Annotated in this window: 25 protein-coding genes and 1 pseudogene; 8 read left to right on the forward strand and 18 right to left on the reverse strand. The window is 58.3% G+C overall.

What is annotated here, in order from left to right; translation table 11 throughout:
• Nucleotides 1-47 precede the first annotated feature (47 nt).
• Nucleotides 48-1,240, forward strand: a pseudogene (locus CFBP5473_RS14060) (IS481 family transposase).
• Between the two features lie 389 nt (nt 1,241-1,629).
• Here the strand turns inward: CFBP5473_RS14060 and CFBP5473_RS14070 are convergent.
• The gene (locus CFBP5473_RS14070; protein WP_037170824.1) at nt 1,630-2,490 is read right to left on the reverse strand and encodes an LOG family protein; all 861 of its coding nucleotides are present in this window, start codon (nt 2,488-2,490) and stop codon (nt 1,630-1,632) included.
• A 146-nt stretch (nt 2,491-2,636) separates the two neighbouring features.
• Here CFBP5473_RS14070 and dapD point away from each other — a divergent pair, with 146 nt between their 5' ends.
• The 4 genes from dapD (at nt 2,637) to CFBP5473_RS14090 (ending at nt 6,026) form a co-directional block, all read left to right on the forward strand.
• The gene (gene dapD, locus CFBP5473_RS14075; protein ID WP_027674427.1) at nt 2,637-3,491 is read left to right on the forward strand and encodes a 2,3,4,5-tetrahydropyridine-2,6-dicarboxylate N-succinyltransferase; all 855 of its coding nucleotides are present in this window, start codon (nt 2,637-2,639) and stop codon (nt 3,489-3,491) included.
• A 117-nt stretch (nt 3,492-3,608) separates the two neighbouring features.
• Nucleotides 3,609-4,802 carry a succinyl-diaminopimelate desuccinylase gene (gene dapE, locus CFBP5473_RS14080; protein ID WP_027674428.1) on the forward strand — a complete coding sequence of 398 codons (1,194 nt, stop codon included), beginning with the start codon at nt 3,609-3,611 and terminating at the stop codon, nt 4,800-4,802.
• A gap of 115 nt (nt 4,803-4,917) precedes the next feature.
• Nucleotides 4,918-5,403 carry a hypothetical protein gene (locus CFBP5473_RS14085; protein WP_136954371.1) on the forward strand — a complete coding sequence of 162 codons (486 nt, stop codon included), beginning with the start codon at nt 4,918-4,920 and terminating at the stop codon, nt 5,401-5,403.
• A gap of 26 nt (nt 5,404-5,429) precedes the next feature.
• Complete coding sequence (locus tag CFBP5473_RS14090; RefSeq protein WP_027674430.1) at nt 5,430-6,026, forward strand: hypothetical protein; 597 nt, start codon at nt 5,430-5,432, stop codon at nt 6,024-6,026.
• Here the strand turns inward: CFBP5473_RS14090 and arsC are convergent, their stop codons facing one another.
• From arsC to def, 4 genes are read right to left on the reverse strand one after another with little or no spacing between them, the layout of a single operon-like run.
• On the reverse strand, nt 6,027-6,431 hold the full coding sequence (gene arsC, locus CFBP5473_RS14095; protein ID WP_027674431.1) for an arsenate reductase (glutaredoxin): 405 nt from the start codon (nt 6,429-6,431) through the stop codon (nt 6,027-6,029).
• Nucleotides 6,409-7,215 carry a tRNA pseudouridine(38-40) synthase TruA gene (truA, locus tag CFBP5473_RS14100; RefSeq protein ID WP_027674432.1) on the reverse strand — a complete coding sequence of 269 codons (807 nt, stop codon included), beginning with the start codon at nt 7,213-7,215 and terminating at the stop codon, nt 6,409-6,411. The genes arsC and truA overlap by 23 nt, the downstream gene beginning before the upstream one ends.
• Complete coding sequence (gene fmt / locus CFBP5473_RS14105; protein ID WP_027674433.1) at nt 7,215-8,150, reverse strand: methionyl-tRNA formyltransferase; 936 nt, start codon at nt 8,148-8,150, stop codon at nt 7,215-7,217. The genes truA and fmt overlap by 1 nt, the downstream gene beginning before the upstream one ends.
• Before the next feature lie 54 nt (nt 8,151-8,204).
• Nucleotides 8,205-8,717, reverse strand: coding sequence for a peptide deformylase (gene def, locus CFBP5473_RS14110; protein ID WP_027674434.1), 513 nt, complete (start codon nt 8,715-8,717; stop codon nt 8,205-8,207).
• 142 nt (nt 8,718-8,859) lie between these two features.
• Between def and CFBP5473_RS14115 the strand changes: the two genes are divergently transcribed.
• Nucleotides 8,860-10,056 carry a DNA recombination protein RmuC gene (locus CFBP5473_RS14115; protein WP_027674435.1) on the forward strand — a complete coding sequence of 399 codons (1,197 nt, stop codon included), beginning with the start codon at nt 8,860-8,862 and terminating at the stop codon, nt 10,054-10,056.
• A gap of 93 nt (nt 10,057-10,149) precedes the next feature.
• Complete coding sequence (locus CFBP5473_RS14120; RefSeq protein ID WP_027674436.1) at nt 10,150-11,049, forward strand: ribokinase; 900 nt, start codon at nt 10,150-10,152, stop codon at nt 11,047-11,049.
• A gap of 273 nt (nt 11,050-11,322) precedes the next feature.
• Here the strand turns inward: CFBP5473_RS14120 and CFBP5473_RS14130 are convergent, their stop codons facing one another.
• Nucleotides 11,323-11,910 (reverse strand): NUDIX domain-containing protein, encoded by a 588-nt coding sequence (locus CFBP5473_RS14130; protein WP_027674437.1) that lies wholly within the window; start codon nt 11,908-11,910, stop codon nt 11,323-11,325.
• 100 nt (nt 11,911-12,010) lie between these two features.
• Here CFBP5473_RS14130 and CFBP5473_RS14135 point away from each other — a divergent pair, with 100 nt between their 5' ends.
• Nucleotides 12,011-12,766: a DeoR/GlpR family DNA-binding transcription regulator gene (locus tag CFBP5473_RS14135; protein WP_027674438.1), complete on the forward strand. Its 756-nt coding sequence runs from the start codon at nt 12,011-12,013 to the stop codon at nt 12,764-12,766.
• Nucleotides 12,767-12,796: 30 nt separating this feature from the next.
• Here CFBP5473_RS14135 and trmB read toward each other — a convergent pair whose 3' ends face one another.
• The 12 genes from trmB to tsaB form a co-directional block, all read right to left on the reverse strand.
• A complete protein-coding gene (trmB, locus tag CFBP5473_RS14140) occupies nt 12,797-13,495 on the reverse strand; it encodes a tRNA (guanosine(46)-N7)-methyltransferase TrmB (protein ID WP_027674439.1) in 699 nt (232 codons plus the stop codon).
• Nucleotides 13,496-13,603: 108 nt separating this feature from the next.
• The gene (gene metK, locus CFBP5473_RS14145) at nt 13,604-14,869 is read right to left on the reverse strand and encodes a methionine adenosyltransferase (protein ID WP_027674440.1); all 1,266 of its coding nucleotides are present in this window, start codon (nt 14,867-14,869) and stop codon (nt 13,604-13,606) included.
• A 173-nt stretch (nt 14,870-15,042) separates the two neighbouring features.
• Nucleotides 15,043-15,462, reverse strand: coding sequence for a helix-turn-helix domain-containing protein (locus CFBP5473_RS14150; protein WP_027674441.1), 420 nt, complete (start codon nt 15,460-15,462; stop codon nt 15,043-15,045).
• A 140-nt stretch (nt 15,463-15,602) separates the two neighbouring features.
• Nucleotides 15,603-17,192, reverse strand: coding sequence for an apolipoprotein N-acyltransferase (gene lnt, locus CFBP5473_RS14155; RefSeq protein WP_027674442.1), 1,590 nt, complete (start codon nt 17,190-17,192; stop codon nt 15,603-15,605).
• Nucleotides 17,193-17,477: 285 nt separating this feature from the next.
• Nucleotides 17,478-18,614: a hemolysin family protein gene (locus CFBP5473_RS14160; protein WP_027674443.1), complete on the reverse strand. Its 1,137-nt coding sequence runs from the start codon at nt 18,612-18,614 to the stop codon at nt 17,478-17,480.
• 17 nt (nt 18,615-18,631) lie between these two features.
• The gene (gene ybeY, locus CFBP5473_RS14165; protein ID WP_027674444.1) at nt 18,632-19,138 is read right to left on the reverse strand and encodes an rRNA maturation RNase YbeY; all 507 of its coding nucleotides are present in this window, start codon (nt 19,136-19,138) and stop codon (nt 18,632-18,634) included.
• A gap of 10 nt (nt 19,139-19,148) precedes the next feature.
• Nucleotides 19,149-20,210, reverse strand: coding sequence for a PhoH family protein (locus tag CFBP5473_RS14170; protein WP_027674445.1), 1,062 nt, complete (start codon nt 20,208-20,210; stop codon nt 19,149-19,151).
• Between the two features lie 48 nt (nt 20,211-20,258).
• A complete protein-coding gene (miaB, locus tag CFBP5473_RS14175) occupies nt 20,259-21,656 on the reverse strand; it encodes a tRNA (N6-isopentenyl adenosine(37)-C2)-methylthiotransferase MiaB (protein ID WP_027674446.1) in 1,398 nt (465 codons plus the stop codon).
• A gap of 68 nt (nt 21,657-21,724) precedes the next feature.
• Nucleotides 21,725-22,519 (reverse strand): lyso-ornithine lipid O-acyltransferase, encoded by a 795-nt coding sequence (gene olsA / locus CFBP5473_RS14180; RefSeq protein ID WP_027674447.1) that lies wholly within the window; start codon nt 22,517-22,519, stop codon nt 21,725-21,727.
• 32 nt (nt 22,520-22,551) lie between these two features.
• Nucleotides 22,552-22,980 carry a Fur family transcriptional regulator gene (locus CFBP5473_RS14185; RefSeq protein WP_027674448.1) on the reverse strand — a complete coding sequence of 143 codons (429 nt, stop codon included), beginning with the start codon at nt 22,978-22,980 and terminating at the stop codon, nt 22,552-22,554.
• Nucleotides 22,981-23,049: 69 nt separating this feature from the next.
• Entirely contained in the window at nt 23,050-23,544 is a 495-nt protein-coding gene (locus tag CFBP5473_RS14190; protein ID WP_027674449.1) for a GNAT family N-acetyltransferase, read from the reverse strand.
• A 39-nt stretch (nt 23,545-23,583) separates the two neighbouring features.
• Nucleotides 23,584-24,252, reverse strand: coding sequence for a tRNA (adenosine(37)-N6)-threonylcarbamoyltransferase complex dimerization subunit type 1 TsaB (gene tsaB, locus CFBP5473_RS14195; protein WP_027674450.1), 669 nt, complete (start codon nt 24,250-24,252; stop codon nt 23,584-23,586).
• Nucleotides 24,253-24,335 lie beyond the last annotated feature (83 nt).

Here is a 24,335-nt window from a genome sequence, read left to right on the forward strand (position 1 = left end):
TTCGGAGACATCCCTGACAGTTTTGCTCTGTGGCAAAGGAGGTCGGGATGGCTTGGCGGGAGGTGTCTGTCGTGGATCAGCGAAGCGAATTTGTGATGCTTGCGTCGTTGGAGGGGGCCAATGTTTCGGCTTTGTCCAAGCGTTTCGGCATCAGTCGGCAGACGGGGTATCTTTGGCTGCGGCGGGCAAAGGCGGGAGAGACCGTGCAGGATCGCTCCCGTCGTCCGCATTCAAGCCCTTTTCGAACCCCCGATGATCTGGAGCGCAGTGTCGTCGATATTCGTGACGAGCACCCGGCCTGGGGTGCCCGCAAGATCGCAAGGCGAATGCGCGACCTTGGTATGGAGCCGCCTTGCGTCTCCACCGTGCATGCCGTTCTTTCCCGCCATGGCAGGATCGGGGCGCGACCGAGTGAGCGCATGGCAAACGGTCGCTTCGAGCGCGAGGCGCCCAACCTCCTCTGGCAAATGGACTTCAAAGGGCGCATCCAGATGGCCTGTGGCAACTGGTGCTATCCCCTAACCATCATCGATGACCACTCCCGCTTCGCCATTGCCATCGAAGCCTGCCCCAACGAGCAGCTGGAGACCGTTCGGGCCAGGCTGGAGGCGATCTTTCGTCGCTATGGCATGCCGATGGCCATTTACTGCGACAATGGCAATCCATGGGGTGCGGGCGTGCCCAATCAATGGACGCGGCTGCGGGTCTGGCTGTTGAAGCTTGGCATCGAATTGATCCATTCCCGGCCTTATCATCCGCAGGGTCGTGGCAAGAACGAACGGTTTCATCGTAGTCTCAAGGCGGAAGTGACGGACTTCACAACGCTCTTGGATCAGGCCCACGCCCAAAAAGCGTTCGACCGCTGGCGCCGTATCTACAATCACCATCGCCCGCACGAAGCGCTCGGCATGGCCGTGCCCGCAAGCCGCTATCGGCCTTCCTCACGTGCATTTCCCAACCAGCTTCCAGAGCCCATCTACGACAGAAGCGAGATCGTTCGCTGCGTCAGTTCGACCAAGGGCTATGTCAGCTTCAAGGGCAAGACCTGGCGGGTGCCGAACGCCTTCAGAAACGAACGCCTGGCCATCCGATCCCTCAACCGCACAGGCCTCTACGGCGTCTTCTTCGGCGCAACCCAGGTCGCAAAAATCAACCTTGAAAGCTAGGCCGCACTGTCAGGGATGTCTCCGAACATCTGTCAGGGATGTGTCCGGTCTTTACACTTGACCCGAGGATCTAATCACGCTGCCGTTGGGGTTCGTTGGATCCTCGGGTCAAGCCTACTGCTGTCCGGTTTTAAACTGAGTGGGTAATTTGAAACTAGAACAGCTCCCCCACCCGTCACCCCGCACTTGATGCGGGGTCCAGCAGACGCGCGTCTGCGCGGCGAAAGAGTCTTTCAGACCAAGGACTTGGTCTGACTGGATACCGGGTCAAGCCCGGCATGACGGAAGTGGGGTTGCACCGTCGCCATCCTGCAGCGAACGGCAAAGCGTGTCCCAATAAGATTTGAAGGATGGAACTGCAAGGCTTTCAAAGCCTTGCCTCGCATCCGCACCTTTAAACCGGACAGTAGTGGGTCAAGCCCGAGGATGACGAGGGGGAGGAAAACGCCTCCCCACACACAACTCAATGCTCATAAAAATCCGCAACGATCTTCCAGGCATCCTCGGCGGTTTCTGCGAAATGCAGCAGGTCCATATCCTCGGGCGCAATGGTGCCGAAATCGGCCAGAGCCTTGAAGTTGATGATGGAGTGCCAGAAAGCTTCGCCGAAAAGGATGAGCGGGATAGGCGCCATGCGCTTGGTTTGGATCAGCGTCAGCGTTTCGAACAGCTCATCCATCGTGCCGAAACCGCCGGGGAAGATGACGACGGCCTTGGCGCGCATCAGGAAATGCATCTTGCGGATGGCGAAATAGTGGAAGTTGAAGCTTAGCTCCGGCGTAACGTATGGGTTCGGTGCCTGCTCGTGCGGCAGCAGGATGTTTAGGCCAATGGAAGGCGCGTTGACCTCCGACGCGCCGCGATTGCCCGCCTCCATCACGCCCGGACCACCGCCAGTGACGACCACATATTCGCGGTGATCGTGCTTTTCCGCTTCGCCCGCGCAGAGCATCGCGAATTTGCGGGCCTCGTCGTAATAGACGGAAGCTGCTTCGAGATTCTTCTTCTGCGTTTCGTTGCGCGCCGCCCAGGCTGCTGCACCCGGTTCGGGAATGCGCGCGCCGCCGAACATGACGACCGTGGATTTGATGCCGCGTTCGGACAGCACCATCTCCGTCTTCAAAAGCTCCAGTTGAAGGCGGATGGGGCGCAATTCCTCGCGGCAGAGGAAATCGGTGTCGGTATAGGCAAGACGATAGGACGGAGAGTCCGTCTGCGGCGTTTTCGGCACGCCTTCGGCATGCTGCTTGTCATCCGAACTGCTCTTCAGCGGGTCCCACACCCCATCCTTGCGCCGCAGCTTGCCGTTTTTCAGTTTCGCCATTTCCATGCCTTTCCTGTGCCCGCGCCAAATCGTCCAAATCGCATTGACGCCCTTGAAACACTCGCTTAGAGCAATTGACCGTGTCCGGCCAGCGGTGCGGATGTTTCCCTGAAATGACGATAGTCAGCGAAGTTTAAGGAATTCTCATGAGCAGCTCGGATCTTAGCTCCCTCGAAAAAATCATCGAAGCCGCATTCGAAAACCGCGATAGCGTGAATGTTTCCACCAAGGGAGAAATTCGCGATGCCGTCGAGACCTCTCTGAACCTTCTGGACGCTGGCGAAGCCCGCGTGGCCGAGCGGGAAGCGGACGGAAACTGGAAGGTGAACCAGTGGCTGAAGAAAGCCGTGCTTCTCTCCTTCCGTCTGAACGACATGGAAATCGTGACCGGTGGCCCGGGCGAATCCACATGGTGGGACAAGGTGCCCTCCAAGTTCGAGAACTGGGGTGAAAACCAGTTCCGCGCCGCAGGCTTCCGTGCCGTGCCGAATGCGGTGGTGCGTCGCTCCGCTTATGTCGCCAAGAACGTCGTGCTGATGCCGTCCTTCGTCAATCTCGGCGCCTATGTCGATGAAGGCACGATGGTCGACACATGGGCAACCGTCGGCTCCTGCGCGCAGATCGGCAAGCACGTCCACCTCTCCGGCGGCGTCGGCATTGGCGGCGTGCTGGAGCCGCTTCAGGCTGGCCCGACCATCATCGAAGACAATTGCTTTATCGGCGCGCGCTCCGAAGTGGTGGAAGGCTGTATCATCCGTGAAGGCTCCGTGCTCGGCATGGGCGTCTATATCGGCAAGTCCACCAAGATCGTGAACCGCGCCACCGGCGAAATCTCCTACGGCGAAGTGCCGCCCTACTCCGTCGTCGTTGCAGGCGCCATGCCCGGCAAGCCTTTCCCGAATGGTGAAATGGGCCCGAGCCTCTATTGCGCGGTCATCGTCAAGACGGTGGACGAGAAGACCCGCTCCAAGACCGGCATCAACGAGCTGCTTCGCGACTAGCGCATCGGCGCAGAAATCGGAATCGATTTTTGTAAAGCACGATGCGCAGATTCAAAGAGTTCGAGCGTCCTTTGTGCATCCTAAAGGGCGCACGGCGCTCTGGAGAAGAGACTGATCATGAACGCCACCGATCCCGTCGCCAATCTTGCCGCTCTCATTCGTTGCCCATCGGTGACGCCAGCTGAGGGCGGTGCATTGACATTGCTCGATACGCTGCTTTCGCCGCTCGGCTTCGCAGTGGATCGCGTGACGGCGACGGAGGACGGGACGCCGGACGTGGAGAACCTCTACGCCCGGCTTGGCACCGATGGTCCGCATCTGATGTTTGCGGGCCATACGGATGTGGTGCCGGTTGGCGACGAAGCTGCGTGGAGCCATCCGCCTTTTGCTGCCGAGATTTCGGGCGGCGAGATGTTCGGTCGCGGTGCGGTGGACATGAAGGGCGGCATCGCCTGCTTCGTTGCAGCCATTGCCCGCCACATCGAAAAGCACGGCAAGCCTGCGGGCTCCGTGTCCTTCCTCATCACCGGCGACGAGGAAGGCCCCTCTATCAACGGCACCTCCAAGCTGCTGGAATGGGCCGCCGCGAAGGGTGAGACCTGGGATGCCTGCGTCGTGGGCGAACCGACAAACCCCGACCAGCTGGGTGACATGATCAAGATCGGCCGTCGCGGCTCGCTCTCCGGTCGCATCATGGTTCACGGCGTTCAGGGCCACGCGGCCTATCCGCATCTGGCGGATAATCCCGTTCGTGGCATGCTGCAATTGACGCAGGCACTGATGGACCCGCCTTTCGATAACGGCACCGAAAACTTCCAGCCGTCAAATCTGGAAGTCACGACCATCGATACGGGCAATGCCGCAACGAACGTCATCCCGGCCAAGGCAGGCGCTGCCTTCAACATCCGCTTCAACGATACGTGGACTGTCGAAACGCTACGCGCCGAGATCATCCGCCGTCTGGATGAGGCCGCAGCCCACGGCCCGCTTCGCCCGGATCGCACACCTGTCAAATACGACCTCGTCTGGGCAGACCGCCCGAGCCATGTTTTTCTCACCCGCAACAATGCGCTGATCTCCTCGCTTTCGGGCGCTGTCGCAGACGTTACCGGCAAGGAACCGAAGCTTTCGACGACCGGCGGCACTTCCGACGCCCGCTTCATCAAGGATTACTGCCCCGTGGTGGAATTCGGCCTCGTCGGCCAGACCATGCATATGGTGGATGAACGCGTGGCCGTTGCCGATCTGGAAACGCTGACGAAAATCTACGAAACCTTCATCGAAAAATGGTTCGGCCATGCCGCCGCGTAGCGAGATCGCGCGTAGCCTGAAAGGTCTCTGGCTACTCGGGCAAGGCAATCGCGCGGCTCTATCCTTGTTCGGCACATCAAGGGCGGACGTCATCAGGTCGTTCTTGGCAATACCGTTGTCTCTGCCAGCGCTTCTGGCGTATCTCATTCTTGAGCGGCAACAATATCTTGCTGAAACATCCGATGTTAGCCTGCTCGATGACGAATACTACGTAAAAGCTGTTACGATTGAAATGCTTGCGCTGGGGCTCCTGCCGATTGTCATCGCTCTTTGCGTTCCCCTGTTACGATTGCCAGCCTCAACAAGTAGTTGGGTCATCCTCAACAACTGGATACTTGTTCCCGGAAACTATGTGGTCGCGCCGCTTGTCTACCTGGCCCATTCAGTCGATGATGGAAGCGAGTTCGGTCTGATCACAGGTCTTGTCATTCTGGCAGTCGGCGCAATCGTTCTCCTGGCATGGTGTTGGGCAGTTCTCAAGACAGCAAGCGGAGCGCCGAATTGGAAAGTCGCGTTTTTCCTTGGCGTCAACGGATCTGCCCAGTATCTGCTATTGACGGGACTGCAAGCCGCCTTTGGGATACCGAGTTCATATGAGTGACGGCACTAACAACAAGCGAGAATTCAATGCCGTCAAGACATGAAGTTAAGCTGTACGTCAAAGGTCTTTGGCTGCTGTTTCTCGGCAAGGCTGAAGGTGTGCAACTGCTGGATATCAGCGAACGCGGAATGCTTCGCTCTTTCTATGCCGCTCTCTGGTGCCTGCCGCCCATGGTGCTTTCCTGGTACTGGTGGCACGAGACCTATCTCGCTACGTTGCCGGAGGGTGTCGGCACGGGTGGTATCTTCTTTTTTCGACAGGCGCTGGTGGAGGCCATTTGCTGGATTGTGCCTTTGGTCATGATCGGGTTGCTGCTGGCATTCTTTGGTATGCGGGAGAAGTTTCCAGCGATTGTCGTCGTCGCCAACTGGCTGTCGGTACCCTATTCCTACGCTTATGGGGTACTGATCCTGATCGCGCTGCTTCTGCCTGCGCTGCAAGGGCTCGTCTCGATCCTGTGGCTCATCCTACTGCTGTCGCTGATCTTCAGCTTCTCGCGAATCCTGAAGTTCTTCGTGCGCGATCAGCCATTGCTTGTGACCGCGCTTATTATGACCCTGCTCGTGCCAGGCATAATCATGCAGGAAATGTTGCAGCGTTTCTTAGGCGTGTCGCCGAACTAATCAGCGTGGCGTAACGACTTCGCCATCTTCCTTGGTGAAACCATCAACGCTGCCCACGGGCAGAATTTCCAGCACGACTTCGGACGGGCGGCAAAGGCGTGCGCCTTTTTCCGTCATCACAATCGGGCGGTTGAGCAGGATGGGGTGGGCTTCGATGGCATCGAGCAGCGCTTCGTCGCTGAGGCTTTCATCGGCAAGACCGAGCTCCGCATAGGGCGTGCCCTTCTCGCGCAACAGGGCGCGCAGCGGCACGCCGATCTTTTCCGCCAGCGCCGCAACCTCCTGCCTCGATGGCGGCGTTTTCAGATATTCGATGACGGTGGGTTCTTCGCCGGATTGGCGGATCATGGCCAGCGTGTTGCGGGAGGTGCCGCAAGCGGGGTTATGATAGATCGTCACCGTCATTCTGGCGCTCCGTTCTTGGCGTTCGTGGCGGGATTACATCCGGGTAATCCACCTGCATGAAATAGAGCCCTTCCGGGGGCGCGACCGGGCCACAAGCTTTACGGTCCCGCGCTTCGAGTGCGGCGCGCACGTCATCGGTCGTCATTGCCCCCTCGCCTGCCATTTTCAACGTGCCGGCAAAGGAGCGTATCTGATTGTGCAAGAAGCTCTGCGCAGTGGCGCGGATTTCGATCAGATCGCCATTTCGCGTCACATCCAGCCGGTCGAGTGTTCTGACCGGGCTGTTGGCCTGACAGTGAACCGAGCGAAACGTCGTGAAATCATGCCTGCCGACCAGCGTCTGTGCGGCAGCATGCATCGCCTCGTGATCCAGATCCTTCGCCACCCACCACGCGCGCTTATGCTCCAGCGCCAGCCGTGATCTGCGGGAGATGATGCGATAGAGATAATGGCGGCGGATGGCGGAAAAGCGGGCGTCGAAATCCTCGGTCACCGCCTCCACATCCAGAACCGACACGGCCTCATTGGCCATAGCAAGATGGGCGTTCAGCGCGTTGCGCAGCTTATAGGGCTGCCAGTCCCGCGAAAGATCGACATGCACGACCTGCCCTCTGGCATGGACGCCGGAATCTGTGCGGCCCGCGCCGCGAATGCTGACGGTTTCCGTCGTCAATGAGAGAATGGCGGCTTCCAAAGCCCCCTGCACCGAGGGGCCGACGGCCTGCCGCTGCCAGCCGAAATAGGGCGTGCCATCATATTCGACGGTCATGCGGAAGCGTGGCATCAGCCAAGCCTCGTTCCGGCAGACACCGGAGTTCCACGCAGAAAATCCGCAGCCAGCATGGGCTTGCCGCCCGCTTTTTGCAGCTTTACGAGGCGTACTGCACCACTGCCGCAGGCAATGGTCAGGTGGTCGTCGAGTGCGGCACCCGCCTCACCCATGCCTTCCGCCAGTTCGCTGGCCAGAACCTTCACGCGTTCCGGCTTGCCGTTGATCTCCATTTCGAACCATGCGCCCGGAAAGGGAGACAGGCCGCGAATGTGATTGTGCACATCCTGCGAGGCTCTGGAAAAATCGATGCGCGTTTCGCCCTTGTCGATCTTGGCGGCATAGAGCACGCCTTCCTCGGCCTGAACCGTCAGCGGCAGCTCATCGCCTTCCAGCTTCTGCATGGCCTCTCGCATCAGCCTCGCACCGGCCAGCATCAGGCTGTCATGCAGTTCGCCAGCCGTCATGTTTTCGCCGATGGCGACACGGGCGGTCAGAGCGACGGGGCCAGTATCCAGACCCTTCTCCATCTTCATCACCATCATGCCCGTTTCGGCATCGCCCGCCATGATGGCGCGCTGGATGGGAGCGGCACCGCGCCAGCGCGGTAGCAGCGAGGCGTGGCCATTATAGCAGCCAAGCCGCGTGCCATTCAAAATCGCTTCCGGCAACAGAAGGCCATAGGCCACGACCACTGCGACATCCGCAGTGAAGGCGGCAAATTGCTGACGGTCTTCGTCCGTCTTGAAGTTCAGAGGCGTTAGAACCGGAAAGCCGAGAAGCTCCGCCGCCTGATGCACGGGGGATTTTTGCAGGTCCAGCCCGCGGCGACCGCCCGGGCGTGGCGGCTGGGTATAGACCGCCGCAATCTCATGGCCCGCTTCGGCAAGCGCGCGCAGGGTGGGCACGGAAAATTCCGGCGTTCCCATGAAAATGATACGAAGAGCCATATCCGCCCCCTGCCCTCAACCATGCCGAACGGGCGAGCCTTGCGGCCAGCCGGATCAGATATTGGCGCGGGCTGCCTTGGTGAATTTCTTGATGACCATGTCCCGCTTCAGGCGCGAAATATGGTCGATGAACAGCACGCCGTTCAGATGGTCGATCTCGTGCTGAAGGCAGGTTGCCAGAAGGCCATCGGCCTCGACGGTCTGCTGTTTGCCGTCGCGGTCGATATAGCCCACCGTCAGCGATGCCGGGCGCTCGACCTCGGCATAGTAATCCGGGATCGAAAGACAGCCTTCCTCATAGGTCGAGACATCGTCCGAAACCTTCAGGATTTCCGGATTGATGAAAACGATCGGCTTCTTTTCCTCGTCCTCGCGCGAAAGGTCGATCACCAGCATGCGGCGCGGAATGCCGACTTGAATGGCGGCAAGGCCGATGCCCGGCGCATCATACATGGTTTCCAGCATGTCGTCGGCGAGACGGGCAATCTCCGAATCCACCGTTTCGATTGGCTTGGATTGCTGACGCAGCAGCGGATCGGGCAAAATGATAAGAGGCTTGATGGTCATGGCTTCCCATAACCCATCTGAATGGCGGAGGAAACGAAAAAATACTCCCGATTTCAACGCTTGAGAGTGTATAGCCGACTCATTTTCGCCTTGAGCATGTTCTTGTTTTGTACGAATCAGAAGAATTCTGTTAGATTGGCTCATGAACATTGATCTCGATGCCCTCGGCAGCACGGCTTTCAGTCTCGGAACAGTCCATATTTCGGTCGGCGCGGTTCTTTTCGTGCTGGCTTTCATTGGGTTGATCATCGTCTTCTTTTTGCTGCGCAAACCGCCAGCGCCCGACCAGTCTCGTGAAGACTTGGCGGAGCTTTTGAAGACACAGGCGGAGCTTCAGGGCCGCATCGCTGCCATGGCCGATACGTTTTCCGCCCGCCAGAACGAGATGAGCCAGACGCTGAACGAACGCCTCGACGGCATGTCGCAACGCCTTGGCACGACGCTGACGGAACAGACGCGCTCCACCCACGAGAACCTCAGCAAGCTGCAAGAGCGGCTGGCCGTCATCGATGCGGCGCAGGGCAATATTCAGGATCTGGCAAAGGACGTAATCGGGCTTCAGGCGATCCTTTCCAACAAGCAGACGCGCGGCGCTTTTGGACAGGCACGCATGGAGGCGCTGATTGCGGATGCACTGCCCAACGGCGCGTACCAGCTGCAACCGACCCTTTCGAATGGTTTCCGGCCCGATTGTACGATCAAGATGCCGAACAATGCGCCGCCATTGGTCATCGACGCGAAGTTTCCTCTGGAGGCGTGGAACGCGCTGAAGGCGGATGAATCGCCGGATGCCAAGCGCGCGGCGACCCAACAGTTTCGTCGCGATATGGAGGTTCATATCCGCGATGTGGCCGAAAAATATCTGATTACCGGCGAAACGCAGGACACCGCCTTCATCTTCGTGCCATCGGAATCCATCTTTGCCGATATTCATCAGCACTTCGAATATCTGGTGCAGCGGGCGCATCGCGCGCGCGTGGTGATCGTGTCGCCCTCCCTCCTCATGCTCTCGGTTCAGGTCATTCAATCGGTGTTGAAGGACCAGCGGATGCGCGAGCAGGCACATCTCATTCAGGGCGAAGTGGCGCTGTTGATGGATGATGTGCGGCGGCTGGATGAGCGGACACGCAAGCTGCAAACCCATTTCGGGCAGGCGCAGAAGGATGTCGATATGATGCTGACCTCCTCCGAAAAAGTGCTGGCGCGCGGCGGCAAGATCGGTAGCCTCGACTTTTCGCCGGTCATGAAGGAAGTTCCGCATTCCGAATCGGAGCATTTGCGGCGCATAGCCGATGCGCGGTCCGGTGCTACCAAGCTTCGCGTGGTGGATGATGAGTAGCTTCTGTTGACGAAAAATCGGTTTCCGATTCCGGTGCCAATGCGGTAGCAATGGCGTCTACCGTTTCAACATTTGCCTTTGGATCGACCTCGCATGATTACTGTTTTCGGCTCCATCAACATGGACCTCGTCGCCACCTCCGAACGCCTGCCAAAGCCCGGCGAGACGGTGACGGGCAAAAGCTTTTCCACCGCAGCAGGCGGCAAGGGCGCCAATCAGGCGCTGGCCGCACGCCGTGCGGGAGCCGAGGTGAAAATGGCGGGCGCGGTTGGTGACGATACATTCGCCGCACCGGCGCTGACGCTGCTGCGCGATGCGCGCGCCGATCTATCGCTGGTCAAGACGGTTGCCGAGCCGACAGGGACAGCCGTGATCCTCATCGGCGAGGGTGGCGAGAACATGATTTCGGTCATCCCGGCTGCAAATGGCACGGTTTCGCCCGAGGACGCTACGCGCGCCGTTTCGCAGATGAGCGAAGGCGACACGCTGATGCTCCAGTTCGAAATTCCGGCAGATGCTATCGAAGCCTCGCTGAAGGCGGCAAAGGCCAAGCGGGTAACGACGATCATCAACACCGCACCTTTGACTGCCGATGCTGCCCGCCTCTCGCGCCTCGCGGATATCGTCATTGCCAATGAGACCGAGTTCGAGCTTCTCATCGGCAAGAACGGTCTGTCATCTGCTGATCGTGAGAAGGAAATCGTAGCGCTTCATGGCGAGACCAGCCAGACGCTGATCGTCACACTCGGAGCCGAAGGCGTTATCGCCATTCGCAATGGCAAGGTGTTCAAGGCGCAAGGGCTGAAGATCGAGCCGGTCGATACGGTTGGTGCAGGCGATACGTTCTGCGGCTATCTGGCGGCAAGTCTGGATGCCGGGCATGATTTCGAAAAGGCTCTGCGCCGGGCTGCCGTGGCCGGTTCGCTGGCATGCACTCGAGAGGGTGCACAGCCTTCGATACCGGTTGCAGCGGATGTGGATGCGAAGGTTTGACTGGTTTGAGCTGATCATTCATCAGCGTTCCGGCGGCGTGTGAGGCTTACCCCCCTCTGCCCTGCCGGGCATCTCCCCCTCAGGTGGGGAGATCGGCGAGACGCACCATCTCACCTCACCGGCAACGTTAGAGACGGGCGAGCGCTAATCACGAATTGATCTCCCCCCCTTGAGGGGGAGATGTCCGGCAGGACAGAGGGGGTGAGCCACGCCTGCTGCTTCGAATATTTTTCCGAGAAGCCCAATAGACCAAAGGCAGCAAGCCTCGCTCTCTTACTGCCCCCCAAACACATTCAACGCCGCATATTGCAACAGCATGATCGTCTTGCCATCGCGAATGGCCCCGGACGCAATCATTGCCAAAGCCTTATCGATCCCGATTTCCAGAACGGCGATATCCTCACCCTCTTCCTCATTGCCGCCGCCTTCAGACGTTCTGTCTCCAGGTTGATATTCGCCGACGAAGAAATGCAGTCTTTCGGTCACTGAACCGGGGCTCATGAAGGCGTCGAAGATCTGGCGGACGTGGCGGACCTTGAAGCCGGTTTCTTCTTCCGTTTCGGCACGGATACGCGCTTCGGGTTCTGCATTGTCGAGCAATCCGGCGGGCGCTTCGATCAACAGGTCATCATGACCGTTGACGAAGGCGGGGTAGCGGAATTGTCTGGTGAGGATGACCGTACGGCGGGTGGGGTCGTAGAGCAGGATCGTTGCGCCATTGCCGCGATCATAGGTCTCGCGCGATTGCTGCTGCCAGCTGCCGTCTTCTCGCAAAAAGGAAAAGGTCGTCTTCTTCAACAGGTACCAGTCGTCTGACAGGACCTTGACGTCTTCGATCTTGATACGGTGTGCGATGCTCATGAAAATTCCCCAGTCGATTCCGTTGTGGTGGACATAGCGGCAATTTCGTGCAATCTCGTGCAGAGTCAAGAAAATTCGTGCAAGTAAGCGGATACGCCAGATGCTGACATCGGAACGCAAGGAACTCATCCAACAACGCCTCAGAGAAGAAGGGCGACTCGTTGCCAAGAGCTTCAGCCAGCAATTGGGCGTTTCCGAAGACACGATACGTCGTGATCTGAGGGAACTGGCGAAGGACGGTCTGCTGCAAAGGGTTCATGGGGGCGCGCTGCCCGCTTCTCCCGCTATTGCGGATTACAGTGCGCGCGAAGAGATCGCATCTGCTGCCAAGATCAAGCTCGGGCGCGCGGCTGCAAAGTTGATCAAGCCCGGACAGATCGTCTTTCTCGATGGCGGGACCACGAACCTTCAGCTTGCCAGGCATTTGCCGCTGGACCTGCACGCGACCATCATCACCCACAGCCCGAGCATCGCCGTCGAGCTTGCCCGTCATCCGTTCGTGGAGTTGGAGTTGATCGGCGGTCGTCTTTTCAAACACTCTATCGTCACGATGGGTGCTGCAAGCGCGGAAGCCATTTCAGGCATTCGGGCGGACATGTTTTTTATGGGGGCGACAGGCGTCCATGCCGAAGCGGGGGTAACGACGGGCAACAGGGATGAAGCCGCGATCAAGAGGCTGATTGCACAACGATCTGCGGAAACGATCCTGATTGCCACCGGAGACAAGCTCGGGGCCGCATCGCCCTATTCCATCATACCTATGGCAGAGATAGCAACGCTTGTAACGGAGGAGGGTTTGCCCGATACCGTACTGCAAGCAATCAAAGCGGCAGGTCCCTCAGTCCTTCAGGTTTGAGAACGCATCGCGCGGCAACTCCGCCAAGGCTCAAACCTTGAGGAAGGTCAGATAGGCAGAGCTGCGGCCTTCGCGCTTGGCCTTGTTTTCATAGCGCGTGCCGGGCCAGTTATCATAGGGCGTCAGCCAGTCGGCGGAGGTTTTTGCCGTCCACTCGAAGCCGCCATGGCGGGCGCAGTGCTGGAGTGTCCAATTGATATAGGTGTCGATATCCGAGGCAAAGTAGAACTTGCCGCCGGGCTTCAGCACGCGGTGGAAACGAGCAAGATTGACGTCCGAGACGAAGCGGCGCTTCCAGTGCTTTTTCTTCGGCCAGGGGTCGGGATAAAGCAGATCGACGTGATCGAGACAGGCATCCGGCAGCCAGTCCAGCAATTGCGTGGCGTCATCGTCATAGAGACGGATGTTCATCAATTCCTGTTCGCGCACCGCGCCTAAGAGCTTGGCCATGGAATTGACGAAGGGCTCGACACCGATAAAGCCGGTGGAGGGATTTTCTGCCGCGCGATGAACCAGATGCTCACCACCACCGAAGCCGATTTCAAGGCGGAGGGACTTCACGTCTGCGGGAAACAGCGCGGCCAGCGGCGTCGGTGCTGGCGTCGAGAGATCGACCTTCAGCAGCGGCAGAAGGTTTTCGATGCTGTCTACCTGCTGGTTGCGCAGCGGCTTGCCCTTGCGCCTGCCATAGAACGCTTCCGTTGACCGTGAACGTCGCTCTTCCGTCATCTCAACTCTCAAACACAATAGATGAACCCGCACCGTACCGTTTCATCGGCGCGGTGCGGGTTTCGAAGTTTCAGACGATATCTATCAATCAAAGCCCGTTTGCAAGCCTCAAGCGGCTTTCAACGCTTCCTTGAGCGGCTTTACCAGATCCACCTTCTCCCAGGAGAAGGAGCCATCGCGACCAGCCTTGCGACCGAAATGGCCGTAGGAAGAGGTCTTGGCATAGATCGGCTTGTTGAGGTCGAGGTGACGGCGGATGCCGGATGGCGACAGGTCCATGACCTTGCGGATCGCGGCCTCGACTTCGTCTTCGCTGACCTTCCCCGTCTGGTGCAGATCGACATAGACCGACAGCGGCTGGGCGACGCCGATTGCGTAGGACAGCTGGATGGTGCAGCGGTCTGCAAGGCCTGCGGCCACGACGTTCTTTGCGAGATAACGCGCTGCGTAAGCTGCGGAACGGTCAACCTTCGTCGTATCCTTGCCGGAGAATGCGCCGCCGCCGTGAGGTGCAGCACCGCCATAGGTGTCCACGATGATCTTGCGACCGGTGAGACCAGCATCACCATCCGGGCCGCCGATAACGAACTTGCCGGTTGGGTTGATGTACCACATGCAATCATCGGCAATCTTCAGATCGCCAAGGGCTTCGCGAATGTAAGGCTCGACGACTGTGCGAACCTTCTTGGAATCCCAGCTTGCATCCAGATGCTGCGTGGAGAGAACGATGGAGACGGCTTCGGACGCCTTGCCATCCACGTAACGGACAGTGACCTGGCTCTTGGCATCGGGGCCGAGCTTGGCCGCTTCGCCTTCACCGCCCTTGCGGGCATTGGCGAGCAGCTGAAGAATGCGGTGCGAGTAATAGATCGGGGCCGGCATGAGGTCCGGCGTTTCCTTGCAGGCGTAACCGAACATGATGCCCTGGTCGCCCGCGCCTTCGTCGCCCTGCTTGTCGGCAGCGTTATCCACGCCCTGCGCGATATCTGCGGACTGCGGATGCAGCAGAACGTCGATCTTGGCGGTCTTCCAATGGAAGCCGTCCTGTTCGTAACCGATGTCGCGGATGGCCTTGCGGGCTGCCGACTTGAACTTGGATGGGTTGATCATCGGATGACCAGCCGCGTCTTTTACGACGTTGCCGTCCTTGTCCTTCTTCAAAAGCGTATCGGGAACGCGCACTTCACCGGCAATGACCACGCGGTTGGTGGTTGCCAGCGTTTCGCAGGCGATGCGAACAGTCCACGGATCAACGCCGGTCTTGGCGGCCTCACGATAAATCAGATCGACGATTTCATCGGAAATACGGTCGCAAACCTTGTCAGGATGACCTTCAGCGACGGATTCGCTGGTGAACAGGTAGTTAGCGCGCATGCGGGATTCCCCTCAAAGAACAGGTCTGTGCGTTGTGTTAGTCATTTTGCCGCAAAAAAACAAGGACACAACGACATAAATATATCTTTATATCGGAATTCCTACCCAATGGTTACGCAACAAAAAACGGCCCCGAAGGGCCGTTCAGTCAAGCTTGGACTGTAAAGCCGAGCTTACTCAGCGTCGCCTTCGGCAGCGAGAGCCTTCACCAGATCCACGATACGGCGGCGGACCTTCGGATCGCTGATCTTGACGAAAGCGCGGTTCAGCTGAAGACCTTCCGAAGAGGACAGGAAATCAACGACGTAGTTGGAGCTGGATGCTTCAGCCATGCCGGAAGCGGAATTCGGCTGCTCGCCCGGTGCATCTTCGAAGAAGAAGGAAACCGGAACGTTGAGAATGCCGGAGATGTTCTGAAGACGGCTTGCGCCAACGCGGTTGGTGCCCTTTTCGTACTTCTGAATCTGCTGAAAGGTAATGCCGAGGCTCTCGCCCAGCTTTTCCTGGCTCATGCCAAGCATGGTGCGGCGCAGGCGGATGCGGCTGCCGACATGAATGTCGATCGGGTTAGGTTTCTTTTTGTTCTCTATCATTTTTTATTCCTGACATCCTGTTGTCGGAGTTGTTCATCCCAAAACGCAAAATCATCGAGGTTGGATCAGTGCAATATGCCCCCATATCACTTGCGTTGTACAACCTGTCCAACGCACTATGCAATTTTAGGGGTTTTTGGTCAATTCTTGCGTTTGACTAAACCAGACCGAGAAATCGCGCCAACCGACAGCATTGTTATAAAGAACAACCAAAAGTGCATTTTACGGGTATCGCTGGTGAGAGCGCCAGATGCCAATCTACTTAAAGTAGAATCGATTATTCCCGTTTGGCCATAGTCAAGCCCTGCGTCAATTTGCCCCAGTGGGTCAATTATGGCCGAAACTCCGGTATTGGCCGCGCGAATCACCGGCAGTCCCGTTTCAACCGCACGTATGCGTGCCTGCTGAAAATGCTGATACGGCCCGGGCGTATTGCCAAACCAGCCGTCATTGGTGACGTTGACGATGGCCTGGGCTGAGGCAATATCGGCGGGCACCTCTTGCGGGAAGATGATCTCGTAGCAGATGAAGGAATAAAGCTTCCTGCCGGACGGAAGCGTGATCGGCGTGCGGGTGGCAGCGGGAGAAAACCCGCCGGGCAGATCGATGATGTTCTCTATGCCGAAGCGGTGCAGGATATTTTCGAAGGGAACATATTCACCGAAGGGCACAAGGTGGACCTTATCGGTCGCGCCGATGATCTGACCCTGGCTATCGACTGCATAGACGGAATTGTAATAGCGAGGCGGGCGGCCCGCACCCGCATCCTCCATGCGCACGGCACCGGTCAGCAGAATTTGTCCATCTTCCAGCGTCTTGGCAATCTCCTCCAGCGCATCCGGGTTCTGCGTCAGAATGAAAGGAACGGAGGTCTCCGGCCAGACGATGATATCCGGACGCTTCTTACCAGCGGCTGGCGGCAGGGCCGAAAGCCTAAGGTGTTCCTGAAAGATCTCGGCGCGATCCGCGTTCAGCATCTTGCGAGACTGGTCGATGCTGGGCTGCACGATCCTGACGGTCAGCCCATCCGCTGCGTCTGGAACAGGCTGATTGAGACGGTAGGCTCCGTAACCCAGATGGACGGCCATGAGAAGGAGCGCGACGGAGAGGCCGGGCACCATACCGCGACGGGTGCCGAGAAGCGCGGGGCTTGCAAACACGAAGACCGCCAGTATCGACATGCCGAAAATGCCGATGAGATTGGAGGTCTGCATCATCAGCGGAACCGGCATGATGCCATAACCGATCGCGTTCCAGGGAAAGCCCGTCGCCAAGAAGCTGCGCAGCCATTCGATAAGTCCGAAAGAGGCGGCCAGCGCGGCAATCCGGCCCCAGCCGTCCGACCAGAGAAGATTGGCCAGCATGACGGCGAAGCCATAGAAGATGGCGAGGCAGGCTGGCAGGCCAAGAATGGCGAGCGGCAGAGCCCAGGCGAATTCATCCGCCTCCAGAAGCAGCGCATTGCCCAGCCACCAGAGCCCGGCGACGAAGTAACCGAGACCGAATATCCAGCCGAGCAGAAAGGCGCGCCATGCGCGGGAAAGCACGCCACCTTCAGGGCTTCCGGTCGTTCCATCCAGAAGCCAGACGAGAAGGGTAAAAGAGACGAAAAGCGTGGCAAAAAAACCGAATGGCGGTAGAGCGAAAGCGCCTATGGCACCAGCGCCAAGCGCAATGAGAAAGCGGCTGAAACCACTGCTCAACATGATCGTGCCCGCGAGCCGCTCCATACAGTATCAATCTCCTTGAATGGTACCGTTCCGAAAACGCATTACAGGCAAGCGACACCACGCCTTTTGCTCACAAGATATTTCGCGACAAGAGCTATATCTCGACCGTCCCGCATCGGAAATCGCCGAATGATTTGCGCGACATGCCTTGAGGACTTACTGCAAAAAAAATGCAACGTCCACCGGGCAAAACCGTGGTGTCTCTACGTATGATCCGGGATTGGTGGTGCGATTGGCTGGTGGATCGCAAGCGCCAACGCATGCGATCCTCTCAAGCTTTACCGATTAGATGGTGGCGTTGTCCGGGTTCTTTGCCGGAGCGGGCAACGCGATCATTTCTTCCGGCGTCATGGAGGCGGGGGCCTGATCGTCTTGCCCGATGGAAGACTGATCTCGCACGATGCGAACGCCTTTTATGCGGCGCGAATCCGCATCGAGAATGTGGAATTCGAAGCCCGGCACCGCGTGCACCACCTCACCCTTGGCCGGAATGCGACCGAGTGCGAAGAAGATGAGGCCGCCCAGCGTGTCGATTTCCTCGATATGCTCGCGCACGTCGAAATCGTGACCGATGACTTCGGCAAGTTCGGTAAGTTCCGCGCGGGCATCCGCAATCAGCACATCCGAGGAGATGCGCGAGAACATCGCCTCGTCCTTGTCATGCTCGTCATCGATATCGCCGACGACCATTTCAACGATGTCTTCGTGGCTGACGAGGCCGTCCGTGCCACCATATTCATCGATGACCAGCGCCAGCTGCGTGCGTTGCGCCTGCATCGTCTTCAAGAGATCGGACGCCAGCATGGACGGCGGCGCGAAGAGGATTTTACGAATGACGCCTGCTTCTGCGAGCGTCGTTTCCAGATCGACACGGGCAAGGTCGAAATTCGCGCGCGGTGCGCGCGGCACTTTCGCCTCGCCATTGACGGCAGCACGCGCGCCGCTGCGGCGCTTGTTGCGAGCCTGCTTGCCGACATAGGACAGGAGATCGCGAATATGGATCATACCCTTGGGGTTATCCAGTGTCTCATCATAGATCGGCATACGGGAGCGACCGGTTTCCTCGAAGCGGATCATCGCCTCGCCGATGGTCGTATCCACTTCGAGACCATCGATATCCACGCGCGGGATCATGATGTCCTCGACGCGGACTTCGCGGAAACGCAGAATGTTGTTGAGCATCGCCCGTTCTTCGGGCGTAAACGCCGCGCCGATATCCGTATCGGTCAGCAGGGCGTCTGTCAGATCTTCGCGGAGGCGCTCGCCCTGAAGCGGCTTCAAAATCCGGGAAATCCGCGACCATATGGTCGACTTGTGTTTTGCGCTGTAGTCCTGTCGTAACGGACTACTGCCCTCCTCCGATGAGGATTGTTCCCCGGTGTCTTTGCCCTCATGGGGCGGTCTTGCAGAATTCTCGTTCATTGTTCCAAACAGTTCGATCAAATCGGGTCCTGACCCGCATAGGGATCAGATAGGCCAAGCCTTGCTAAAATGCGAGTCTCAAGCGCTTCCATTTCTTCCGCATCTTCGGTGTCGATATGGTCGTAACCGAAGAGGTGCAAAAATCCATGCACCAGAAGATGGGTCAAATGATCCTCGAAACTCTTCTCGAGATCAAGGGCTTCTCGCGCCACAGTTTCATGGGCAATGACGATATCGCCCAGCATCGGGCCCGGCATGCCGCCCGGCTCCAGCGGAAATGCCGGAAAAGACAGGACATTTGTCGCCTTGTCCTTGTTGCGCCATTCCGCATTAATTTCTTTGATTGCCGCGTCATCGGTGAAGACCAGCGACAGTTCCACGGGCATTTTCGGGAAAGGCTGCTCTTCTTCCTGCTTCAGATAAGAGACTGCTGCCTCCAGCACTTTCGTACTGAAGGCAAAAAGTTCTTCCTCCGAGGACCAGCTATCGGCCTCGACACTGATTTGTATATCCAGAGCGGTCATCGTCTCGGCTTCAGCTGCCCTGTCTCGGAAGAAGGCTCTCATCCGGCACCGCCGTCTGCGCTTCATAGGCCTTGACGATGCGCGCCACCATCGGATGACGCACGACGTCCACATCCTTGAAGCGGACGACGGACACGCCCTCGACATCGCCAAGAATTTGCAGAGCATCCACCAGCCCGGATTTCACGCCGCGCGGAAGGTCCACTTGGCTCGGGTCACCCGTCACGATCATGCGACCGTTTTCACCCAGACGCGTCAGAAACATCTTCATCTGCATCGTCGTGGTGTTCTGCGCCTCATCGAGAATGACAGCAGCGTTCGCCAATGTGCGGCCACGCATGAAGGCAAGCGGCGCGATTTCGATGACGCCCGCCTGAATGGCACGCTCCACCTTGTCGCCCGGCATCATGTCGTAGAGCGCGTCGTAAAGCGGACGAAGGTAAGGATCAACCTTTTCCTTCATGTCGCCCGGCAGGAAGCCGAGACGTTCGCCCGCTTCCACGGCAGGGCGGGACAGGACGATACGATCTACAGCACCCCGCTCCAGGAGCTGGGCCGCGTGCGCCACCGCCAGATAGGTCTTGCCGGTACCGGCAGGGCCAACGCCGAAGACGAGTTCCGACTGTTCCAGCGCGCGCATATAGACATCCTGTGTCGGCGTGCGGGCATTGATGGTTTTCTTGCGGGTGGAAATCTGCGCCATCGACACTTTGGCTTTGCGCTCCATGGTCGGCAGGGTCAACTGGTCGTCGGCTGCAACCGCCATGCGGATAGCGCCTTCGACATCGGAAAGTTCGACCGTGCCGCCTTTCAGAAGACGTTCATAGAGAAAATCCAGAGCACGGCGGGCCTGATTGGTGGCCACCACGTCGCCCGTAATCGCAACCGAATTGCCGCGCGGGCGCGCATCGATGTTGAGCCGCTGCTCCAGCAATTTCAGGTTTTGATCGAACTGACCGAATAGCTCTCCCGCTATTCTGTTATTCTCGAACGTGAGGACGAAGTGATTGGCGTCGGTCGCGGCTGAGCGTGGCTGGCGCGATGAAGGTGATACCAATTCGTGTGCGTTCAAGCGGTCAGGCTCCCTGTCCCAGGTCAGTTCCGGTTCCCAACTCTAACTCTATGCCACCTCGGCAAACAAGCTGTTTGGACCGGTTGCGGTGATTCGTACATGAATAATGTCACCGATTTTCATGTTCTTTGCATCAAGATTTACAGATTGAAGCCAGGGAGAACGGCCAATCAACTGTCCCGGCATGCGACCGGGCTTTTCAAGCAACACATCCATGGTTTTCCCGACGAGCGATTCTGCAAATTCATGCTGCTGTTTCAGCAGCAGGGCCTGCAAACGCTCAAGCCGTTCGGCCTTGACCTCTTCCGGAACCTGATCGGTCAAATCGGCGCCGGGCGTTCCCGGTCGCGTCGAATATTTGAACGAAAAGGCCTGTGCGTATTTCACCTGTTCCACGATGGCGAGCGTATCTTCGAAATCCTGATCCGTCTCACCCGGGAAACCAACAATAAAATCCCCGGACATGGCAATATCAGGGCGAGCGCCACGAATTCTTTCGATCAGACTAATATATTCCTCACCCGTATGGCGACGGTTCATGGCCTTCAGAATGCGATCCGATCCGGCCTGCACCGGCAGGTGCAGATAAGGCATGAGGATACGCAGATCACGATGAGCTTCGATCAGCCTGTCATCCATGTCGCGCGGGTGGCTGGTCGTGTAACGCAGCCGCGCAAGACCCGGAATTTCTGCCAGCCGGTAAAGCAGTTCGGCCAAGCCCCACTGCTCGCCCTTCGGGCCGGTGGAGCGCCAGGCATTGACGTTCTGGCCAAGCAGCGTGATTTCGCGCACGCCGGCATCGACCAGTTTTGTCGCTTCATCCACGATCTGATGAACGGGGCGCGAAACTTCCGAACCGCGTGTGTAGGGCACCACGCAGAAGGTGCAGAACTTGTCGCAGCCTTCCTGCACCGTGAGAAATGCGGTGACACCGCGCGCACGAAGCTTCGCCTTCTCCGCGACCGGCAGATGTTCGAACTTGTCTTCGACCGCATAGTCGGTCTCGATGACGCGCTCCCCACCACGAACGCGCGCGAGCGCCTGCGGCAGTCGATGATAGGTCTGCGGGCCGATGACGACATCGACAGCAGGCGCACGGCGCAGGATTTCCTCGCCTTCGGCCTGCGCCACGCAACCGGCAACGCCGATCATGAATTCGCGGCCCTCCGCCTCGCGCGACTTCTTCATGTCACGCAGGCGACCGAGCGCGGAATAGACCTTTTCCGCAGCCTTTTCACGGATATGACAGGTGTTGAGCAACACCAGATCCGCTTCGCTCATCTCCTCGGTCTGAACGTAACCATCCTTCGCCAGCGCATCGCTCATGCGCACGGAATCATAAACGTTCATCTGACAGCCATAGGTCTTGATGAAAACCTTGCGGCTGTTCGCGCCATGAGCGGCGGGAGCGGGTGTGGCTTCGAGGCCAAGCGTTTCCTGGGTCATAGGGCGTATCTAATGATTTTCAGTCACCAGTTAAATAGAAAAATGCAAGAAATGCGGGCCTTGTAGCGTTACTTTCGCCAGCCACCGCGCAGGCTGAAATTCAGCATGGTCCGCAAATCCATTGTCGTCTGGATGCTGAGTGCCTTGCGATTATCGCCTTTACGGAACGGCGTCGTCTCGCCAAAGGTCACGTCGACATCGATTGCCCCGGCTTTCATAAGCCCCATCAAAGACGGCACCAGCGCGATGCTGCCCGGCCAGGCGGCAACGGGCCTGTGATAGCGGCCCATCGCCACACCCTGAATGCCGGTATAGGCAATCGCCACCGGCTGGACGTGGACGAGTTGGCCGGGCACCTGATCTGCCGCGCTGGATGCCGCACCGAAGAGGGAGGATTTGATCGGCAAAAGGCGGTTGCCATCCGATGTCGTACCTTCCGGAAACAGCACGACGATTTCATCACCCGCCAGCCGTTCGGCGATCTCGTTCACCTGCGTCCCGGCATGGCGTTTTTGATCGCGCGCGACGAAGATGGTCTTTTGCAGACGGGCCAGCCAGCCGAAAATCGGCCAGTCGCGCACTTCGGTCTTGGCGATGAAGGCGACATCCGCCACGCTGCCCAGCACCATGATGTCCTTCCAGGACACATGGTTGGCGACGAGCAAAAGCGGCTTTGCCGCTTCCAGCCTGCCATGAACATGGACCTTGATGCCGAGCGCGTGGCAGGCGACCTGATGCCACAAACGCGGAATCCTGCGGCGGATCGGCAGGTCGAAATAAAGACCCACGAGTTGCGCTGGCAGCAGCACCAGCGTCACCACGGACAGAAGAAGAAGCATGTAGACTATTCGAAGCCACGTCATCGCATCGGTGCTCCGTGACATCGATTGAAGCCTCAGCGTTCTTCTGGTTTCAGCGGAACGCCGTAGAGTTCAAGCCGGTGATCGACCAGTTTGAAACCGTGTTCGCGTGCGATCTTTTCCTGAAGCGCCTCGATCTCGGCGGAGCGAAACTCGATGACGACACCGTTCTTGAGATCGATCAGGTGATCGTGATGCTCTTCGGGCACGGTTTCATAGCGCGAACGACCATCGCGAAAATCATGGCGCTCGATGATACCGGTGTCTTCGAACAGCTTCACGGTGCGGTAAACCGTTGAAATCGATATTTTCGGATCGACGGCGGAGGAGCGGCGATAAAGCTCCTCGACGTCAGGATGATCCTCGGACTCCTGAAGAACGCGGGCAATGACGCGCCGCTGGTCGGTCATGCGCATGCCGCGCTCCGCACATAATTCTTCAAGCGTTTTCGAAAGGTCTACCACTTTATCAGGCCTTCAGATGCTGCGTTGGTTCGGCGCCAGGAAACGCCGGATATTGTCACTATAGGGGAGTTAGCGAAGATCGCGCCGCATGACAAGCGCCGTGGACTTTGTCCCATCTTTCGCCGTGTAATAGGCCTTGCGTTCCGCCACCGTCCTGAAGCCCAGTTTCTTGTAAAGGCCGATAGCGGATGCATTGCCGCCATCCACTTCCAGAAACATCGTCTCCGCCCCGCGCATCGCAGCCTCACGCATGGCCGCCTGCATCAGCCGCCAGCCAAGCCCTGCGCGACCGAATTTCTCGCTGACGGCAATGGTCAGGATTTCCGCTTCGCCCCCGGCCTCACGGGAAAGCACGAAGCCGCCGAGCGGTTTGCTGAAGAAAGCATTGGTCTGGCGGGCAACTGCGCCGAAGACGCTCTTTTGCGAAAGAAGCCCGCTGAATTCACCATCGTTCCAAGGCTGGGGGAAGCGCAAACCGTGCAGTTCCGCAACGTCAGCGCAATCCTCGTGCGCCATGGGCACGATTTCGAAATAGGGTTTCCAGCTCAGATAGTCGTCGAACATTTTAAGGGAATCATCCGCCTTGAAGATCGAATCGGCCTATCAGGCCAGCGGTTGACGTTCCAGTGCAAATCCTGACTGTGGGCGGGCATCCGGTCCGCGCAGATAAAGCGGCGCGGGTTTGGGCTGGCCCCTCTCCTTTTTCGCACCGACACGCGCGACCGTTGCGATGGGGAAATGATCCGGGCCGGAGCCTGTTTTATCACCAGCGAAGAGCGGGGCAGCGGAGCCGATTATGACACCATCGAACCCGGAAAGCATCGACTTCGCGTCGTCCAGAGACAGGAGTGCCGCTTCTGTAAGAGGCGCGCCTTCTGCGGAAAACATCTGCAGGTAACATTCGTCCCGCTTGGCATCGAGACCAACCGCCACGGCCTGACCCGGATTATCCCGCAAATGATGGGTGGCCAGCGTCTCCAGCGTGGTCACGCCCACTGCTTCTACGCCAAGCGACAGCGCAAATCCGCGCGCAGCGGCAACACCAACGCGAATGCCGGTGAAGGAACCGGGACCGATGGTGACGGCGATCCGCTCGACGGCATCGAGACTGACGCCCGCCTGTGCAAGCGCGCCTTCGATGATACCCATCAGCAATTCAGCATGGCCCTTGCCGATATTTTCGGTGACTTCGCCGAGTACCGTGTCTGCCGTGCTGTCATAGATGCAGGCGGAACAATCTACGCCGGAAGTATCAATGGAAAGAACGATCATTTGGAGAGCCGTATTTCACGCATAAACATAATTGCCGTAGCTGACGGATGGCATCCACACCCACGCCCATCTGACTGAGACAT

Source organism: Agrobacterium larrymoorei, assembly GCF_005145045.1.
Classification (GTDB): Bacteria; Pseudomonadota; Alphaproteobacteria; order Rhizobiales; family Rhizobiaceae; genus Agrobacterium; species Agrobacterium larrymoorei.

What these genes read in the sequence shown, in the direction of transcription:
- dapD (WP_027674427.1), top strand. Translation starts at nt 2,637, where the DNA reads ATGAGCAGCTCGGATCTTAGCTCCCTCGAAAAAATCATCGAAGCCGCA.
- CFBP5473_RS14090 (WP_027674430.1), top strand. Translation starts at nt 5,430, where the DNA reads ATGCCGTCAAGACATGAAGTTAAGCTGTACGTCAAAGGTCTTTGGCTG.
- arsC (WP_027674431.1), bottom strand. Translation starts at nt 6,431, where the DNA reads ATGACGGTGACGATCTATCATAACCCCGCTTGCGGCACCTCCCGCAAC.
- CFBP5473_RS14070 (WP_037170824.1), bottom strand. Translation starts at nt 2,490, where the DNA reads ATGGCGAAACTGAAAAACGGCAAGCTGCGGCGCAAGGATGGGGTGTGG.
- dapE (WP_027674428.1), top strand. Translation starts at nt 3,609, where the DNA reads ATGAACGCCACCGATCCCGTCGCCAATCTTGCCGCTCTCATTCGTTGC.
- olsA (WP_027674447.1), bottom strand. Translation starts at nt 22,519, where the DNA reads ATGACGTGGCTTCGAATAGTCTACATGCTTCTTCTTCTGTCCGTGGTG.
- CFBP5473_RS14190 (WP_027674449.1), bottom strand. Translation starts at nt 23,544, where the DNA reads ATGTTCGACGACTATCTGAGCTGGAAACCCTATTTCGAAATCGTGCCC.
- ybeY (WP_027674444.1), bottom strand. Translation starts at nt 19,138, where the DNA reads ATGACCGCTCTGGATATACAAATCAGTGTCGAGGCCGATAGCTGGTCC.
- lnt (WP_027674442.1), bottom strand. Translation starts at nt 17,192, where the DNA reads ATGGAGCGGCTCGCGGGCACGATCATGTTGAGCAGTGGTTTCAGCCGC.
- def (WP_027674434.1), bottom strand. Translation starts at nt 8,717, where the DNA reads ATGACCATCAAGCCTCTTATCATTTTGCCCGATCCGCTGCTGCGTCAG.
- CFBP5473_RS14150 (WP_027674441.1), bottom strand. Translation starts at nt 15,462, where the DNA reads ATGATAGAGAACAAAAAGAAACCTAACCCGATCGACATTCATGTCGGC.
- fmt (WP_027674433.1), bottom strand. Translation starts at nt 8,150, where the DNA reads ATGGCTCTTCGTATCATTTTCATGGGAACGCCGGAATTTTCCGTGCCC.
- miaB (WP_027674446.1), bottom strand. Translation starts at nt 21,656, where the DNA reads ATGACCCAGGAAACGCTTGGCCTCGAAGCCACACCCGCTCCCGCCGCT.
- CFBP5473_RS14135 (WP_027674438.1), top strand. Translation starts at nt 12,011, where the DNA reads ATGCTGACATCGGAACGCAAGGAACTCATCCAACAACGCCTCAGAGAA.
- trmB (WP_027674439.1), bottom strand. Translation starts at nt 13,495, where the DNA reads ATGACGGAAGAGCGACGTTCACGGTCAACGGAAGCGTTCTATGGCAGG.
- CFBP5473_RS14130 (WP_027674437.1), bottom strand. Translation starts at nt 11,910, where the DNA reads ATGAGCATCGCACACCGTATCAAGATCGAAGACGTCAAGGTCCTGTCA.
- CFBP5473_RS14160 (WP_027674443.1), bottom strand. Translation starts at nt 18,614, where the DNA reads ATGAACGAGAATTCTGCAAGACCGCCCCATGAGGGCAAAGACACCGGG.
- truA (WP_027674432.1), bottom strand. Translation starts at nt 7,215, where the DNA reads ATGCCACGCTTCCGCATGACCGTCGAATATGATGGCACGCCCTATTTC.
- metK (WP_027674440.1), bottom strand. Translation starts at nt 14,869, where the DNA reads ATGCGCGCTAACTACCTGTTCACCAGCGAATCCGTCGCTGAAGGTCAT.
- CFBP5473_RS14120 (WP_027674436.1), top strand. Translation starts at nt 10,150, where the DNA reads ATGATTACTGTTTTCGGCTCCATCAACATGGACCTCGTCGCCACCTCC.
- tsaB (WP_027674450.1), bottom strand. Translation starts at nt 24,252, where the DNA reads ATGATCGTTCTTTCCATTGATACTTCCGGCGTAGATTGTTCCGCCTGC.
- CFBP5473_RS14115 (WP_027674435.1), top strand. Translation starts at nt 8,860, where the DNA reads ATGAACATTGATCTCGATGCCCTCGGCAGCACGGCTTTCAGTCTCGGA.